Annotated in this window: 12 protein-coding genes; 3 read left to right on the top strand and 9 right to left on the bottom strand. The window is 74.1% G+C overall.

Features of this window, described 5'->3' with window-relative positions; genetic code table 11:
* Window positions 1–18 precede the first annotated feature (18 nt).
* From B7R87_RS11380 to B7R87_RS33485, 5 genes are read right to left on the bottom strand one after another with little or no spacing between them, the layout of a single operon-like run.
* Window positions 19–1,272, bottom strand: coding sequence for a cytochrome P450 (locus B7R87_RS11380; RefSeq protein WP_006348885.1), 1,254 nt, complete (start codon window positions 1,270–1,272; stop codon window positions 19–21).
* Entirely contained in the window at window positions 1,269–2,006 is a 738-nt protein-coding gene (locus tag B7R87_RS11375; RefSeq protein ID WP_006348886.1) for a GTP-binding protein, read from the bottom strand. Before B7R87_RS11375 ends, B7R87_RS11380 begins: the two co-directional genes overlap by 4 nt.
* The gene (locus tag B7R87_RS11370; RefSeq protein ID WP_006348887.1) at window positions 1,984–2,367 is read right to left on the bottom strand and encodes a DUF742 domain-containing protein; all 384 of its coding nucleotides are present in this window, start codon (window positions 2,365–2,367) and stop codon (window positions 1,984–1,986) included. The genes B7R87_RS11375 and B7R87_RS11370 overlap by 23 nt, the downstream gene beginning before the upstream one ends.
* The gene (locus tag B7R87_RS11365) at window positions 2,364–2,810 is read right to left on the bottom strand and encodes a roadblock/LC7 domain-containing protein (RefSeq protein WP_006348888.1); all 447 of its coding nucleotides are present in this window, start codon (window positions 2,808–2,810) and stop codon (window positions 2,364–2,366) included. The genes B7R87_RS11370 and B7R87_RS11365 overlap by 4 nt, the downstream gene beginning before the upstream one ends.
* On the bottom strand, window positions 2,807–4,576 hold the full coding sequence (locus B7R87_RS33485) for an ATP-binding protein (protein ID WP_233168819.1): 1,770 nt from the start codon (window positions 4,574–4,576) through the stop codon (window positions 2,807–2,809). The genes B7R87_RS11365 and B7R87_RS33485 overlap by 4 nt, the downstream gene beginning before the upstream one ends.
* Before the next feature lie 545 nt (window positions 4,577–5,121).
* Between B7R87_RS33485 and B7R87_RS11355 the strand changes: the two genes are divergently transcribed.
* The 3 genes from B7R87_RS11355 to B7R87_RS11345 all read left to right on the top strand — a co-directional run bounded on the left by B7R87_RS11355 (window position 5,122) and on the right by B7R87_RS11345 (window position 8,919).
* Window positions 5,122–6,291: a GNAT family N-acetyltransferase gene (locus tag B7R87_RS11355; protein ID WP_006348890.1), complete on the top strand. Its 1,170-nt coding sequence runs from the start codon at window positions 5,122–5,124 to the stop codon at window positions 6,289–6,291.
* Between the two features lie 445 nt (window positions 6,292–6,736).
* The gene (locus tag B7R87_RS11350; protein ID WP_006348891.1) at window positions 6,737–8,107 is read left to right on the top strand and encodes a glycosyltransferase; all 1,371 of its coding nucleotides are present in this window, start codon (window positions 6,737–6,739) and stop codon (window positions 8,105–8,107) included.
* On the top strand, window positions 8,104–8,919 hold the full coding sequence (locus B7R87_RS11345; protein ID WP_006348892.1) for a polysaccharide deacetylase family protein: 816 nt from the start codon (window positions 8,104–8,106) through the stop codon (window positions 8,917–8,919). The genes B7R87_RS11350 and B7R87_RS11345 overlap by 4 nt, the downstream gene beginning before the upstream one ends.
* A gap of 20 nt (window positions 8,920–8,939) precedes the next feature.
* Here B7R87_RS11345 and B7R87_RS11340 read toward each other — a convergent pair whose 3' ends face one another.
* The 4 genes from B7R87_RS11340 to B7R87_RS11325 form a co-directional block, all read right to left on the bottom strand.
* Complete coding sequence (locus B7R87_RS11340; RefSeq protein WP_233168818.1) at window positions 8,940–9,938, bottom strand: glycosyl hydrolase; 999 nt, start codon at window positions 9,936–9,938, stop codon at window positions 8,940–8,942.
* Window positions 9,939–10,032: 94 nt separating this feature from the next.
* Complete coding sequence (locus tag B7R87_RS34075) at window positions 10,033–11,808, bottom strand: hypothetical protein (RefSeq protein WP_269847451.1); 1,776 nt, start codon at window positions 11,806–11,808, stop codon at window positions 10,033–10,035.
* Window positions 11,805–13,694: a glycosyltransferase gene (locus B7R87_RS11330; RefSeq protein WP_233168814.1), complete on the bottom strand. Its 1,890-nt coding sequence runs from the start codon at window positions 13,692–13,694 to the stop codon at window positions 11,805–11,807. Before B7R87_RS11330 ends, B7R87_RS34075 begins: the two co-directional genes overlap by 4 nt.
* Window positions 13,695–13,971: 277 nt before the next feature.
* A complete protein-coding gene (locus tag B7R87_RS11325) occupies window positions 13,972–16,209 on the bottom strand; it encodes a lipopolysaccharide biosynthesis protein (protein WP_045853055.1) in 2,238 nt (745 codons plus the stop codon).
* Window positions 16,210–16,233 lie beyond the last annotated feature (24 nt).

Genomic DNA, 16,233 nt, shown 5'->3' with positions numbered 1-16,233 from the left:
GGTCTCGCGGATCCGGCGCTACCGCCTCGGCCCGAATCTCACCGGCAGCGCCGCCAGGCCCTTGCTCCACGGGGAGCGGAGCCACGTCAGCTGGGATTCCGGGACGGACAGGCGCAGGTCCGGGAGGCGGTGGTGGAGGGTGTCGACCGCCGTGCGGGTGATCAGGCGCGCCGGGTCCTGGGCCGGGCAGGCGTGCGGGCCCGCGCCGAATGCCAGATGGGAGCGGTTGCCCACCACCGGGGCGCCGTCCGGCGGGAGGATCGCCGGGTCCTGGTTGGCGCCCGCCAGGCCCAGCAGCAGCATGTCGCCCGCGCGGATCGCGCGACCGCCCAGGGTGAGGTCGCGGGTGGCGTAGCGGGCCGGGAAGTGCTGGGTCGGGGGGTGGCGCCAGAGCACCAGGTCCAGGGCGTCGTCCACGGTCAGATGGCCGCCCGCGAGGGAGGAGCGGAACGCCGGGTCGGAGAGCAGTACGCGCAGCGTCGCGGAGATCCAGTTCACCGTCGTGTGGTTGCCCGCCAGGAACATCACCGCCAGGTTGTGCACCACCTCCTCGTCGGTGAGCCGCGCGGGGTGGCCCAGCAGGGTGGAGGTGAGGTCATCGCCCGGACGGGACCGCTTCTCGGCGACCAGTTCGGAGAGGATCGCCCCCATCCGCCGGCTGGCGTTCACGGAGTCCGCGTTCGCCGCGACCGTGCCCGTGATCGCCCAGATCAGCTGCTGGCCGGTGCGTTCGTCCAGACCGAGCAGCCGGATGATCACCTGGGACGGCAGCTTCTGCGCATAGTGGGCGACGAGGTCCGCCTCCCCGCGCGCGGCGAACGACACGATCAGCTCCTCCGCCGTCGCCCGTACGCTGCGCCGCAGTTCATGGCCGTCGATCCGGGCGATCGCCTCCGACACGGCCGCCCGCATCCGCCGGTGCTGCTGCCCGTCCGCGTACAGCAGTGCCGGACGCCAGCCGACCAGCGGCATGATCGGAGACTCCGGCAGCACCCGCCCCTCCCGCAGCAGCGACCAGCGGCGCGGATCGTGCGAGAAGTCCCCCTCCTCACGGGTGAGGTGGAGCACCTCGCGGTGCCCGATCACCAGCCACGCCGGGACCCCGGGCGCCACCGTGACCGGTGCCACCGGCCCGTACTCGCGCCGCAGCTCCTCGTAGAACGCGGGCAGCGCATTGCCGTCCGGCTCCGGACCGTAGAGCGACGGCGCCACCGGACACCGGCCGCCGGGGGTACGGGACGCGGGGTAGGCATGCTGCGGGGGATAGGTCACCGAGGGCCGCCCGCGGCCGTGTCCCGGCCCGGGGCGTCGTCGTCGATCAGATGCTCCAGCAGCGCGATGAGCGCCCCCACGGACGACCGCAGGTCCCGTGCGTCGCAGTACACCAGCGGGGTGCCCGGCAGCAGGTCCAGCGCCCCGCGCAGCTCCTCCTCCGGATAGCGCGGGCTGCCCGGGAAGTCGTTGACCGCCACCGCGAACGGCAGCCCCAGATCCTCCAGATTGCCCAGCGCGTCGAAGGACGCCGCCAGGTTACGGGTGTCGACCAGCGCCAGCGCACCGAGCGCGCCCCGGGCCAGCTCCCGCCAGGCGGGCAGGAACCGCTGCTGCCCCGGCGTGCCGAAGATATAGAGCACCAGCGCGCCGTCGATGGTCATCCGGCCGAAGTCGAGCGCCACGGTCGTGGTGGTCTTCCCGGCCCGCACCAGGGTGTCGACCTCCGCCCCCGCCTGGGTCATCACCGCCTCCGTGGAGAGCGGTTTGATCTCCGAGACCGTGCCGATCAGCGTGGTCTTCCCGACCCCCAGCGGGCCGACGACCAGGATCTTGGCCGCGCCCCTGACGCTCGCCGGGACGTACTTCCCGGGAGCGTCGCCGTCGGCGGGGGCAGGAGGAGGAGCGGGAAGGGCGGCGGGAGCGGACTGGCTCCGGTGTCCCGGGCCGTGTCCCGGGCCCCGCTCACCGGGGGTGTCCCGGTCCCGGGGGTCAGAGACGGTGTTCGAGGCCATGGAGGACCTTTCTCAGCATGGTCACATCGGTGCGGTCGGCCGGCGGAATGGGGGGACGGAGCACCACCAGGCCCCAGTCGACGAGGTCGGCCAGCAGTACCTGCACCACGGAGGGCGGTTGCCCGAGGTACGCGGCCACCTCGGCGACCGAGAGCAGCCCCTGGCACTGCCGGAGGATCATGTGGTGCTCCGGCTGGAGGGACGCGGGGAACGCGGCATCCGTCGCCATCACCAGGGTCTCCCACGGCAGCGGTTCGGCACCGGTGCCCGCGCGACCCTGGGTGATCACATACGGCCTGACCGCCGGGGTGGTCCGCTGTTCCGGACCCTGCCCGGGGCGTTCCTCCGGAAGGTCCGTCATCGTGTGTCGGCCACGGGGTCCCTCGGCTGACTGCTCAAGTGCGCCCCGATCTTGGCCACCAGCAGCTGCATCTGCTGGGCGACCAGGCCGACGTCGGCGTCGGTGCCCGTCGCCACGGCCAGATGCGCGCCCACCCCGGCCTGCGAGAAGAGGACGAAGCCGTGCTCGGACTCCAGCATCAGCTGCCGCATGCCGGCCCCCGCGCCGAACAGCAGCGACGCGGTGGACCTGCCCGTCATGTTCATCGCCGCGCAGGCCGCCGAGAGCGATTCGGCCTGCGCCACGCTCAGCTCACCGACCGGGCCGCGGAGCCGCTGCGCCGAGGCGTGGCCCAGCCGCAGGCCGTCCTCCGAGACGACGACGGCGTGCCGGACACCCGGGATTTCGATCAACGGCCTGAGCATCCAGCCCACGTCGGGGAGTGTCGAAATGAACCCGGTCACGGTCTGCCTCCATGATGGACGTCTGGTTCGGGGGGACGGGGTGCGCCGCCGTCCGTACGGGGGTCGTACGAGGTGTCGTAGGTCGTGTTGTACGTGTGGTGGGTGCGGGAGTCGTACGGCGGCTCGTACGCGGCGGGCGCGGCCTCCTCGTAACCGGCGTCCCCGTACCCGTCGTCGCCCGGCCCCGTCCCCGGCCATGCTTCCGCCTCCGCCCGGGCCCGCTCCCGCGCTTCCGCGACCGTCGCCCGGCCCCGGCGCGTGCCCGACAGGACGTTCGCCACCGAAGCCCGCGCATCCTCCGGGCTCCAGCCCGCGGCCCGTTCCGGCATCGCGGGCGCGGGCGGGATCGGGGGCTGCGGCGCCGGGTGCAGGGGGCGTTCGGCGGGCGGCACCCGCGGGCCCAGCGCCTGCTGGGCCGCCGCCTCGACCGCCGCGCCCCGCCTGCTGCGGCGGCGCGGCAGGGCCGCCCGGGTGTCCCCGGCCGGACCGTCCGACACGCCCCAGGAACGCGCCTCCGGCGGGCGGTTGCCGTACGGATAGGCCGTACGGGCGGAGCGCCCGCCGACCTCCGGGGCGCCGTACGCCGCCGGAGCACGGCCCGCGGACATCCCGGCCCCCGCCCCGGACCCCGCGGCCTCCCGGGCACCCGGACCCCGGCCGTACGCGCCCGTGCCCACGCCCGCGCCCGCGCCCGTACCGCCCTGTGCGAAGTGCGACAGCGGCTCGGTCAGCAGCCGGTACGGCAGGAACGCCACCGCCCGGGTCCCGCCGTACGCCGAGGCCGCCGAAAGCTCCACGCTGAACCCCAGCTCCCGGGTCCAGCGGCCGACGCACGCCAGCCCCAGCTTCGGCACCGCGCCCAGGTTCGCCAGGTCGAGTTCGTCGCGGATCCTGGCCGTGGCCTGGTCCAGGACGTCCGGGGCCATCCCCAGCCCCGCGTCGTCGATCTCCACGACCGCCCCCGAGCCCACCTCCCGGACCGTGACGACGACCTGGGTGCGCGAGGGCGAGAACACGGTGGCGTTCTCCAGCAGTTCCGCGATCGCGTGCATCACGCCCTCGACGGCGGGCGGTACGACGTACAGCGACTGGCCGCCGTGCACCTCGACCCGGGCGAACTCCACGATCCGCGACTGCGCGCCGCGCACGCAGTCGTACAGCGACACCGGGCGGTTCTCCCGGCGGGCCGGCCACACCCCGCACATCACCAGCAGCGTCTGCGCCTTGCGGGTCATCTGCGCGGCGGCGTGGTCCGCCTTCATCACCCCGGACATCAGCTCGGGGTCCTCGATGCTCTGCTCCACCTCGTCCAGCACCTGCTGCTGGACCGTGGCCATGGCGTGCATATGGCGGGCGACGGACTCGAAGGCCGCCTGGACCGCGTCGCGCAGCGCCCGCTCGCGGCGGACCGCCTCGTCCGAGCCGAGCGCGGCGACGATCAGGTCCAGCGCGGCGGCGAAGTCCTCACCGGTGTCGGCGGCCGGTGAGAGGGGGCCAGGGACGTCGTCCAGCCCGCGGCCCTCGCGCCGCCGCTCGGCGATCGCCGGGACCCGTACGGAGGCCAGATGCGCCACCTCGGCGGCGCGCGCCTCGTCGGTGCGCCGGTCCGCGGCGTGACGGAGGCGCTGCCGGCGCAGCAGCCGTGCCAGCAGCAGCACCCAGAAGAACAGCAGCACCGCGGCGCCCGCGGCGGCACCCGTGACGATCCGGCGCCAGTCGACGGGGGTGTACTCGGCGGCGCCCGCAGCCGCCGCGGCGACGGCCACGAGGGTCAGCAGGGGCCACCAGACCGGAGTCCGTACCGAAGGCGAAGAAGAAGGGGAAGAAGGGGAAGAAGGGGACGCGGAAGAAGAAGGGGAAGGAGAGGGCGAAGGGGTCCGGGCGGTCGCCCGGGTGTCCCGGCTCACCATCTGCGGCCCGGCGCCGGTGAATCCATGAAGCCGGGTACATGACTGCAAAGCGGTGCGGACGCGGAGAATGCCGGACGCATCTGGCGCATCTGGTGTATCTGACGTATATGGGCGACGAGCGCTGAAGAGGTCACTGGAGACAGAGTCCTTCCCGGACACGTCGGACTCCCGCAGGGGGACGGAAGCGTAAGAATCCTACGATCAACCGACCGTGTTCGAATATCAGTTGGTCAAGCCGGGGCGCGCTCGTTCCCCACCCCGGGGAGGAAACGGACTTCCCGGGGGTAACGTCCTCCCCAAGTCTTCACAGCAACGGCACACCTCGCCGGGGCTGTCTATCCTGTCGGCAATGGCCCGGTACCGTCCTGTCCCGGGAGAACTCAGGGGAGGCCGGGGGTCCGATGAGCCTCGTCGACGCGCCGGGCGCAACCGCCACCGGAACCGCGCGTGGTGTCCGTGTCCGGATAGTGACACCCGCCGAGCTGGGTGAGCGCGAACTGGAGGCCTGGCGGGCACTGCGCCGGGCCATGATCGCCGAAGGGGCGCCCGCCAGTCCCTTCATGGAGCCGGGGTTCACCCTGGCCGTCGGCCGGGTCCGGCCGGAGACCCGCGTGGCGGTTCTGTGGAGAGACGGCGAAGCGGCCGAACCCGTGGGGTTCCTGCCCTTCGAACGCTCCGCGTTCGGCCGCGGCCGGGCCGTCGGCCTCGGCGTCTCCGACTGCCAGGGCGCGGTGCTCGCCCCCGGTCTCGGGCTCACCGGCCGCGAGCTGCTCGCCGCCTGCGGGCTCTCGGTGTTCGAGTTCGACAATCTGGAGGACGGCCAGGAGCTGTTCGTCCCCGCCGGTTCCGGTCCCGCTGCCGAATCCTTTCGCTCGCCGGTGATCGACGTCTCCGGCGGCTATCCGGCCTACGAGGACGTGCTGCGGGTCCGGGCGCCGAAGTTCCTCAAAACCACCCTCGCCAAGGAGCGCAGACTCGCCCGGCAGGCCGGGGAGGTCCGCTTCGTCTTCGACGAACGCGACCCGGCGGCGCTGGCGACGCTCATGGAGTGGAAGTCCGCGCAGTACCGCCGCACCGGCCGCGGCGACCGCTTCGCCAGGGAGTGGATCGCCGAACTCGTCCGGCGGCTGCACGCCTCCGACGATCCGGGCTGCTCCGGAGTGCTGTCCGTGCTGTACGTGGCCGACCGCCCGGTCGCCGCGCACTTCGGCCTCCGCTCCGAAACCCTCCTCGCCTGCTGGTTCCCCTCCTACGACCCGGCGTTCGCCAAGTACTCGCCGGGCCTGGTGCTGCATCTGCGGATGGCGGAGGGCGCGGCGGCGGCCGGGATCGGCCTGCTCGACCTGGGGCGCGGCGACGCGGAGTACAAGGATTCGCTGCACACCGGGGAACTCCGGGTCCACGAGGGCGCGGTACTGCGGCCGGGGCCCGGGGCCGCGCTGCACTGGCTGCTGCGCGAGCCGCCGCGCCGCGCCCACGGCTTCGTCCGCGAACGCCCGAAGCTCGCGGCGCAGGCACAGCGCACGCTGAACGGCCTCGGGAAGCTCCGCGCGGGCCGCGCGGGCCGCTGACGCGGAGGCCAGGGGGATGAGACCGACGCATATGGTCCCGCCGGATGCCGGGCCGGGCCTCGGTCCGGGGCGGGCCGGGTCCCGCCCGGGCGCCCGGGGCGGCGGCCGCCCTCCGGCCGGCGGGCCGTCCGGCCCGGATCCCGGTCCGGGACCTGTGGTCCGGTCCCCGGGGCAGGGACCGGACGCTGCGCGCCGGTCGATGCCGCCGGGGCCGGAGCCCTGGAACCGGGCCGGGGATTCCGGCCCGGGACCGGCCCGGGATTCCGCCCCGGAGGCGTCACTCGGGACCGGAGGCCGAACCGCCCGGGCGCGGTCCGAGCCGGGTCCGTCGGACGACGGACCGGGACCACCCGGCCCCGCCGCCGTACCCCCGGAGCCGTCCGCAGGACACCCCGCCGCGCCGAGCGGCCCCGTACCGAAGAAACCGAAGAAAGAACCCGCACCCGTGACACCCCAGCCCCCGCCGCCTGCCGCCCCCGCCGCGCCCGCACCGCCGACCCCGATCCGGGTCGCCCAGCTCGACCTGGCCGGACCCGACGGCGAGGTCGTCTCCTTCGGGCCCGCCCTGCCGCCCGCCGTGCCCATCGAGAGCGGCGACGACGTCTACGCCCTGGTCCGGGTGCACGGCAGGCCCGTCGCCACCGTGGTCTGCACGGTCCCCGCGGGCAAGAACCCCGCCGACGCCGTCGCTGCCCATGCCCGCGCCCGGCTCGCCCGCACCGGACTGCCCGCCGCCCCGGACGCCACCGGCACCCCGCCCCGTACCAGCGTCGTCGTCGCCACCCGGGAACGCGCCGACCAGCTCGCCCGGGCCCTCGACTCCCTCCTCGAACAGGACCACCCCGACTACGAGATCGTCGTCGTCGACAACGCGCCCGCGACCACCGCGACCCGGGATCTGGTCGAGAAGTACGCGCACCGGGACGTGCCCGTGCGGTACGTCACCGAGCCCGTGCCCGGACTCGCGATCGCCCACAACCGGGGCGTGGCCGCCGCCGACGGCGAGATCGTCGCCTTCACCGACGACGACGTCATCGCCGATCCGCAGTGGCTGACCGCGCTCACCCGGCCCTTCGCCGACGACCCCCGGCTCGGCTGCACCACCGGCCTGATCCTCCCCGCCCTGCTCGGCACCCCCGCCCAGATCCTGCTGGAGAGCCACGGCGGCTTCGCCAAGGGCTTCGCGGCCAAGACGTACGATCCGGCGCTTCCGCCCGCCGACGAACCGCTGTTCCCGTTCACCGCGGGCAGCTTCGGCTCCGGCGCCAACATGGCCTTCCGCGCCGCCGCCCTGCGCGCCGCCGGGGGCTTCGACCCGGCCACCGGCACCGGCACCCCCGCCCGCGGCGGCGACGACCTCTACGCCTTCGTCAGCGTCCTCGCCGCAGGCCACCGGCTGCGCTACAGCCCCGAGGCACTGGTCTGGCACCACCACCGCGAGACCTGGCAGGACCTGACGAACCAGGCGTACGGCTACGGCGCCGGGCTCACCGCCTATCTGACCGCCCTGCTGGTCCGGCACCCCTCCCTGCTGCCGTCGCTGCTGCGCAAACTGCCCCGCGGCCTGGCCCACGCCCGTACGATCACGGCACACCGGGACTCCGTACCCGCGGACACCCAGCCGCGTCCGCACCGGGATTCCGGCGCCGGGGCCGTGCCCGGGGCGCACGGCACGCACGACTATCCGTGGCCACGGCAGCTGTCGAAGCTGGAGCGGCGGGGCATGCTCGCCGGACCCCTCGGCTATGCCAGGGCGCGCCGCAGGGTGCGGGGCGTACGGCCGCCGTGGGAGCCACGGGGCAAGGAGCAGCCATGAACGACCCGACGACGCCGGGCAGACCGTATATTCCGGTCCTGCTGTACCACGCCGTCATGGACGACCCCCCGGCGTGGATCGCCGAGTTCACCGTCACGCCCCGGGAGTTCACCGCCCAACTCGACGCCGTCGTGGCCTCCGGGCGGACCCCGGTGACCGTCGGCACGTTCGTGGCCCACCTCACCGCCGGCGCGCCGCTGCCCGAACGGCCGGTCATCCTCACCATCGACGACGGCTTCGCCGATCTGCCCGGGCCGACGGCCGAAGCGCTCGCGGAGCGCTCCCTGCCCTCCACGGCCTATCTGACGACGGGCGCGATCACCCCCGGCGGCCGGAGCCTGCTGCCGCCCGCGCCGATGATGACCCTCGACCAGGTGCCGCTCCTGGAGCAGTACGGCATGGAGATCGGCACCCACACCGTCACCCACCCCCAGCTCGACACCCTGCGCCGGGACGCCCTCGAACGCGAACTGCGGGAACCGCGCGCGGTGCTGGAGGACCTCCTCGGGCACGAGGTGACCCATCTCGCCTATCCGCACGGCTACAGCAGCCGGGGGGTGCGGAAGGCCGCCCTGCGCGCGGGCTACACCTCCGCGGTCGCCGTCCGGCACGCGCTCAGCTCCCAGACCGACGACACCTACCGCATCGCCCGGCTGATCGTGCGCCGGACGCATACGGTCGCCGACGTCGAGGCGTGGCTCGCCGGGACCGGGGTGCCGGTGGCGCCGTTCCCCGAATCGTTCAAAACGGCCGGCTGGCGCTGGTACCGGCGGGCCAGGGCGGCCGTCCGCGGACCGGTCTTCGCGGGCTGAGGCCCAGCGGCCCGGTGGCTTTACCAGGGGCGGTTCTGCCGGAAGAACGGGTCCGCGACGGCGTCGCCCAGGCTCTTCCAGGACGAGTCACGGGCCAGGGAGAGATCGCAGTACGGGCCGGGGTCGCGCCAGTTCCACTGGAGCGCGGCGTGCACCCCGTCCAGCTCCTTCACCACCGACGGGACCTCCGCGTACCACTCGGCCTGCCGGTCCGGCCGCGACGGATCGTCCGCCGAGCCGAACTCGGAGAGCATCAGCGGTTTGCGGTCCGAGATGTTCTCCCGGATCCACCGGTGGACATCGCGCTGGGTCTCCCCGAAGGAGACCCAATCGGTGTCGTGGCACCGGTAGTAGTTGTAGCGGTTGTACGCGATCCAATCGACGTACGCGTCCCCCGGATACAGCTTCGGGACCAGCTCGTTGTAGCCCGGATAGCCGGTGACGGTCCAGGTCCACACCACATTGGTGACCCCCAGCTCCCGGAACCGGTCGTGGATGTGCCGCCAGGCGGCCGTGAACTCCTCCGGGGTGCCGTCGTCGGGGATCCGGGTGTCCATCTCCAGATCGAAGGAGAGGAACAGCGGCTTCCCGTACTCCTTGATGCGCCGCGCCTGGACGTCGATCACGCTCTCGTCGAACGCGCCGGAGGCGATATCGGTCCAGCGCGGCTGCTGGGCGTCCGTACCGCCCCACCATTTGCTCTCCCAGGACAGCAGCAGCATCCGCTCCTGCCCGACCTTCCGCTCCTGCTCGGTGACCAGCTGCCCTTCGAGATCGTCCGTGGACATGTCGTGGTACGCGTACACGATGTCCAGCTTGCGGCCGATCCGCTTCTCGTAGGCGAGGACCTTCTCCTCAAGATCCGGCTTCTCGTGCCGGACGTACGCCCCGAACCAGGCACCGCACGGCGGCACCAGCTTCGCCGTCACCCGGCATTCGGGGGCATCGGGGGACGGGCGGGCGTCGGTGCGCGGGGTGGTGTCCTCCAGGGCGACGAAGCCCAGGAGCAGAGCCCCCACGAGGGCTGTGGACAGTGCCCACAGCCTTCCGTGGTTCATCACGTGCGCTGATCGGCCTTCCCTCGGTGTCCGGGCCGCCCCTGCCGGGGCGGATTCACCCCTCCTGGGGTGGTGTTGCGGGGGTTTCGTACCGATGTCTGCCCTCGGGAAGCCTCGGGCATGCGGCGGCGACCGCGGTGGTGCCGGTGAGGAGGAGCAGCAGACCCGTACCGCTGAAGAACTTCAGCGCGATCAGCGCGGTGGCGCCGAGCACAACCAGGGAGACGCTCAGGAACACGGCGAGCATCAGCAGTTCGAGCCGGTCGGAGTCGCGGCTGAAACCGTGCTCCCAGTCGTCCTCGGGGCCGACGGCGCTGTCCCGGCGCAGCCGGGGCTCGCAGACCCGGAGGACGGCGATACCGGGACCGGCGACGAGGAACAGCACGACGGGCAGCCAGCGCAGCGGGTTCCCGTCCGGGAGGAGGGTCGCGAGCAGGGCGACGAGCCCGGCGGCGACCGGCCCGAACCGGACGGCGGGGGACTCCCGGGGGAGGGAGCGGGGGGCGGCGGCGGGCGCCGGGAAGGGTGCCGTGCCGGGCCCTTCACCCGGCAGGGGCGCGGGGCGGGCGGCCCGGCGGGCGCGGCGCGGGGTCGCCTCCGGCGGGGGAGAGACGGGCGGTACGGGGGGCGCCGGGGGTGCCGGGGGCGTGTACGGCGGCGGTACGGGGACCTCGCCGGTCCCGGCGCCGAAGCGGTCCGCACGCCGGTTCCGCCGTGGCCCGGCGCCGGGCGTGAACGGGCTGTCGGCCCGGGTTCCGTCGCCGGATGCGGGCCCGGACCCGAACTGCGGCCGGGCCTCGGGGCCGGGCAGGTCCCCGGCGACGGACCCGTCCCCGGGCGGGAACCCCGGGCGGCGTCGGCGGCCGGGCGCGGGTGTGGTGTCCGGCAGGTTGCCGTCCCCGGTGTTGTATCCGGCTGCGGGCCGGTCCCCGGGCGCGGGCATGTTGCCCGGCAGGTCTCCGGCTTCGGTGCCGTATGCGGGTGTGGGCGGGCCGGTGGTCCTGGAGACCTCTGCGTCACCGGGCGGGGACCCCGGGCGGCGTCGGCGGCCGGGTGCGCGCGGGCTGTCGGCCGGGGTTCCGTCCCCGGCGCCGTACCCGGGTGAGGACCCGGGACCGAACTGCGGCCGGGCCTCCGGGCCGGGCACGGGCAGGTCCCCGGCGTCGGACCCGGCCCCGGGCGGGGACCCCGGACGGCGCCGTCGGCCGGGCGCGGCCGTAGCGCCGGGCAGATCCCCGTCCCCGGTGTTGTATGCGGCTGCGGGTTGGTCCCCGGGCACGGGCATGTTGCCCGGCAGGTCCCCGGCCCCGGTGTCGTATGCGGGTGTGGGCGGGCCGGTGGTCCTGGAGACCTCTGCGTCACCGGGCGGGGACCCCGGACGGTGCCGTCGGCCGGGCGAGGCCGCGGTGCCCGGCAGGTTCCCGGTCCCGGCCCCGGTGCCGTATCCGGGCACGGGCAGGCCGTCGGCCCGGGGCGTCTCTCCGGTGCCGGTGCCGGTGCCGGTGCCGCTGCCGACCCCGGGCGCGGATTCCGGGCGGCGCCTGCGGCCGGGCGCGCGCGGCGGGACCGGCAGGATTCCGGGCCCGGGACCCGTACCGTCGTACCGGGCGGAGCCCTCGGGCCCGCCGCCGGCGCCGGAGGCGAACCAGCCGCCTCCGTCCGTCCCGTACGGCCCCGGATCCCGCTCCGGGGCCCGCTCCGGGCGTCGCGACGCCCCGTCGCCGTCACCCGTGCCGTACCGCTGATCCCGATCCCGATCCCGATCCGGATCCTGATCCCGCCGCCGCGACGCCCCGTCGCCCTCGTCGTCCCAACCGTTGCCGGGTCTCATGACGCCCTCCCCGCCGAGCTCTTCAACCGGTACACGGCCCCGGCGCTGTTGCTCGCGACCTTCTCGAACAGCGGCGACGCCGCCACGTCCTTCTCGATGCTCTGCATCTGCTCGACCGTGAGCAGCCCGTTCATCTCCGAGTTCGCCACCTGGGCGCGCGTGTACAGGAAGTACGCCTCACCCGGCGCCCGGACCCCGGACATATCACTCGCCAGCGTCTTCGCCGGCTCCTTCACGATCTGGTCCACGTGGAACCTGGCGTCGTCGAGGAACCAGTAGTGGCTCACGTCCCAGTACCGGTCGTAGGCGGCCGGGTAGTTGCGGTGCGCCGCGACCACCATGGAGCCCTTCGGGGCCGTCCGCAGCAGGTCCTTGACCAGCTTCACCTCGTCCGGCGGGAAGTAGCTCAGCCGGTCCTTGCCCATGTAGCTCGGGACGAACAGCGCGGTCAGCACCGTCAGCACCACGGCCGGGACCAGCGCGTACCGTACGCCCGTCGCGGGCCGCGGCCGGTCGGCGCCCGCGGCGGCCCGGGAGGTTCCGGCGGCCCGGGTCACCGGCAGCAGCGCCGCGGCCGCGAAGAACGCCAGGAACGGGAGCATGAACATCAGCACCCGGAAGATCATCTCGCTGCCGTAGCCGTTGGCGATCGCCAGCAGCGGCGGCACCCCGGCGAGCAGCAGCAGCGGCCGGGCCCGGGTCCGCAGCGGCTTTCCGCCGAGGAAGACCCCGGCCGCGGCCAGCAGGACCACCAGCGCCGACAGGATCCGCGCGGCCCAGGAGGCGAAGAGCGCCCCGCTGCCCGTCGGCACCGAACCGTAGCCCCGCTCCAGATTGCTGCTCACATCGCCGAAGGACTTGATCATGTCGGGCACGGCCTCGCGGAGGAACGGCAGCGAGGCGGTGAGGTTCCAGGCGGCGAAGACCAGGACCAGGACGATCACCAGGGTCCAGTCGCGGTAGCGGCCCATCACGCACAGCGCCGCCAGGCTGACCACCAGCATCACGGGGGTGAGCTGGTGGGAGACCACGATCGCGGCGATCAGCGGCACCAGCAGCGCGGTCCAGACGATCTGCCGGGCCCGGCGGCCCGGCGCGGGCGCCTCGGCCCGCCGCAGCGCCACCGCGATCACCCCCAGGTAGAGCAGGAACGCCATCGACTGCGGCGAGAAGTAGTCCTGCCCCACCCAGTTCGCCACGGAGAAGATCCACACGCCGGTCCAGACGAGCCGCCGGTCCTGGGTGAAGGTGCGGTAGATCAGCAGCAGCGGCAGCACCATCAGCAGGCTGGAGAGCAGCGGCCACCAGGCCATGAACGCCAGCGCGTTCTCGGCCCCGGTCAGCTTGACCACCGCGGCCTGGGCGGCGAAGAAGCCGGGCCACTGGTCGTAGACGGCCATCTCGGCGAGTTCGGGGCCGCGCTGGAGCCGCCCCGCGTCGATCAGGTGCTCGATGACGGCGTCGTGCTTCCAGGCCCAGGCGTACAGCGGCGTCGGATAGACCACGGCCTGGGTGGCGCGTTCGAAGACCAGCAGACCGACGGTGTACGCCAGCGGCCAGAGGTTGCTGCGCAGGGGGTCGCGGACGCAGTGCCAGAAGCCGCCCGTCAGCACGGCCAGTCCCAGCCAGTAGACGAGCGGGAGTTCCTTGGTGAGGCCGAAGGCGGAGAGGTCGGAGACGTCGACGGTCGCCACCGCGATTGCCCACAGCAGCAGGGCGACGGCGAGCGGGCCGCCCAGGGTGATCAGCGTGCGGCGGTCGGGTATCTCCACCCCGGGGAGGCGGCCGGGCCGCCGGGGCCCGCCCGGTTCACCGCCCGCCGGGGCCGCGGCGGCGACCGCGGCGCGCAGACCCGCCACGGAGAGCCCCATGGTCGGCTGGTCCACCCCGGCTCCCGCCGTTCCGCCGTCCCGCCGGCGCCGACCGCCGGGGTCGGGACGGCCGGGACCCGGCTGCGGCACCGGTCTGCCGGATTCGGTGGGTGGTCGTCGCACGCTTCACCTCGGATGGTTCTCGGTCCTGCTCAGAGTTCGGCACAGCTCGGGGAGTACGGCACAGCTATCGGGCACAGCTTCGGTACGGCACGGCTTGTACGGCTTCGGTACGGCACGGTCTTACGGCCGCCCGCGGTGTGCCGCCGTCGTCATCGTCGGCTCCGACACGTCAATCGCCCGCCCGCGCGTCCGGCCGTCCGAAGGCCGCGGCGGGGGCACGGGGCCGTCGTACGGCCCGCCACACCAGCACCGCGGCGAGGACGGCCACCGCCAGGTACAGCGGCAGCGCGACCGGGGCCAGCGGACGCTGGAGCGCCCAGCCGCACACCGTGAGCACCCACAGAATCCCCCACTGCGCGGGCTCGGGCACCGTCAGGGTCCGCAGTACGGCCATCACGGCCACCAGCAGCAGCAACTGCGCGACCGTCGGCAGCCAGCGCAACAGGCCCTCGGTGTCCCCGAAACCGGCCGCCGCCCCCAGGAAGCGCGCCACCGTCTCGTACAGGACGCCGTCCGCGGGCTCCGGCTCCCAGCCCAGCGCGGCGGGCGCGGTGTGCAGGGCGGCGAACGTCATCAGCATCGCCGCCGACAGCAGTCCGGTCCGCGGCCGGAGCAGCGACAGCGCGGCGCTGTGCACCACGATCAGCAGCACCACCGCGGTCACCGTCAGCGGCGGCAGGGCCTTCAGCAGCTCCTTGCCGGACAGCACCTGGGCCGCGGGAAGGTCGGGCGCGGACAGCAGCGGACCCCAGAACAGCGTCGCCGCGAGCCCCAGCAGCAGCCAGAGGGCGAGCGCGATCCGCGATTCGGTGGGTCCTGCCGGGGCCGCCGGGCCGGTGACGGGCGTGGTCTCCTTCGGCTCGGGCGGTACGAAGACGGGGATGCCGAACGCGGGAGTCGCCGTATCGTGCCCGCTCCACCCGTAGGCGGCCGCGCCGTACTCCTCCTCGTCCCGGGCCACCCGCTCCCGCCGCTCGGCGGTCTTCCGCGCCCAGTCCGTGCCGTACTCGGCCTCCTTCGCGGCGCCCCGGGCGACCAGCCGCGTCCACAGCTTCGACGGCTCGGGCTCCCGGCCCGCCAGCGCGCCGCGCAGACCGGGCGCCACCACCACGGCCATCACCAGCATGGACAGCAGCATCGCCCAGCCCGCGCCCGCGATCCCCGCCGGGCCGGTCAGCATCGCGGCGCTGCCGAGCACCATGGCGCACATCAGCCCCTGGACGACGGCGAGCATGCCGGTCCTGCCCTGGACCCGCAGCACCCCGATGTACAGCTCGACCGCGACCCGGGGCAGCGCCGCCGCGGCCAGCAGCCGCAGCACGGTGGTGCCGTTCTCCGCGTACGACGAGCCGAAGGGGGCCAGGATCAGCGGCGCGAACAGCACCAGGATCCCGACCACCGGCACCAGCAGCAGCGCCATCCGGCGCAGCGCGCCGCGCACCCCGGCGGCGAGCGTCTCGGGGCTGTGGGAGGCGTGCGCGGTCAGCGAGGAGGCCATGTTGATGGCCATGAACTCCATCGTGCCGCCGACGGTGTACGCGATGTAGAAGTAGCCGTTGAGGGTGGAGTCGAAGCGGACGGCGACCATCACCGGCAGCAGGTTGATCATCGCCAGGGAGAACATCGCGCCGACCGAGTCGCCCGCGAGGAAGCGGCCGATCTCCTTCAGCCGGGGCGGTTCGCGGTCCCGGTCGGCGGCGGCCTGGCGGGGGATCAGCTTCCGGAAGATCAGCCAGGCCAGCGGCACCGTCGACAGGGCGATCGCGGCGCCCCAGGAGACGAAGATCCCGAGGACGGGCAGCGCGCCCGCGAACGCGGCGAGCAGCAGCAGCTTGCCGATGGAGAACACGGCGTTGCCGAGGGGCACCCAGAAGGCCTGGCGCAGCCCGGTGAGCACCCCGTCCTGGAGGGTGAGCAGCGCCCAGCCGACGCAGGACAGCACAAAGCAGAGTCCGGGCCAGAGCCCGCCCAGTGGTTCGTACGATTCGCCCCACAGCGGCAGGGTCAGCAGAAAGCCGGTCGACGAGACCGCGACGACGACGGAGGCGACGACGTACATCCGCCACACCAGCGGCCCGGTGCGGCGCCCGGCGCGGGGCACGTACCGCACCACCGCGCCGATCATCGTGGTGGCGGCGACCGAGGCCAGCAGCCGCATCGCGGCGATGGCGGCGGAGCCCTCGCCGACGGCCTCCTTCGAGTAGAAGCGGGCGGCGACCAGCCAGAAGCCGAGCCCGAGGGCCGCCGACACGGCGGTCGACAGCATCAGGGCGTAGGCGTTGCGGAAGAGGGAGTCGCCGCCGCTGTCCTCCTCCGTACCGCTGCCGTCGCCGTCGCCTTCGCCCTTCCCGGCGGGCGGCCGGTGCGGTGCGGAGACGGCCGCGGACCAGGGGACCCGGCGCAGCATCATGGTGTCGGAAGGGTCCGGCGG

The organism is Streptomyces tsukubensis (assembly GCF_003932715.1).
GTDB lineage: Bacteria > Actinomycetota > Actinomycetes > Streptomycetales > Streptomycetaceae > Streptomyces > Streptomyces tsukubensis.
This window is presented reverse-complemented; position numbering and strand designations above follow the sequence as displayed.

Bases quoted from the DNA above. Each gene is read 5' to 3' on its own strand.
- B7R87_RS11375 (WP_006348886.1), bottom strand. From the start codon at position 2,006: ATGGCCTCGAACACCGTCTCTGACCCCCGGGACCGGGACACCCCCGGT.
- B7R87_RS11355 (WP_006348890.1), top strand. From the start codon at position 5,122: ATGAGCCTCGTCGACGCGCCGGGCGCAACCGCCACCGGAACCGCGCGT.
- B7R87_RS11325 (WP_045853055.1), bottom strand. From the start codon at position 16,209: ATGCTGCGCCGGGTCCCCTGGTCCGCGGCCGTCTCCGCACCGCACCGG.
- B7R87_RS34075 (WP_269847451.1), bottom strand. From the start codon at position 11,808: ATGAGACCCGGCAACGGTTGGGACGACGAGGGCGACGGGGCGTCGCGG.
- B7R87_RS11370 (WP_006348887.1), bottom strand. From the start codon at position 2,367: ATGACGGACCTTCCGGAGGAACGCCCCGGGCAGGGTCCGGAACAGCGG.
- B7R87_RS11345 (WP_006348892.1), top strand. From the start codon at position 8,104: ATGAACGACCCGACGACGCCGGGCAGACCGTATATTCCGGTCCTGCTG.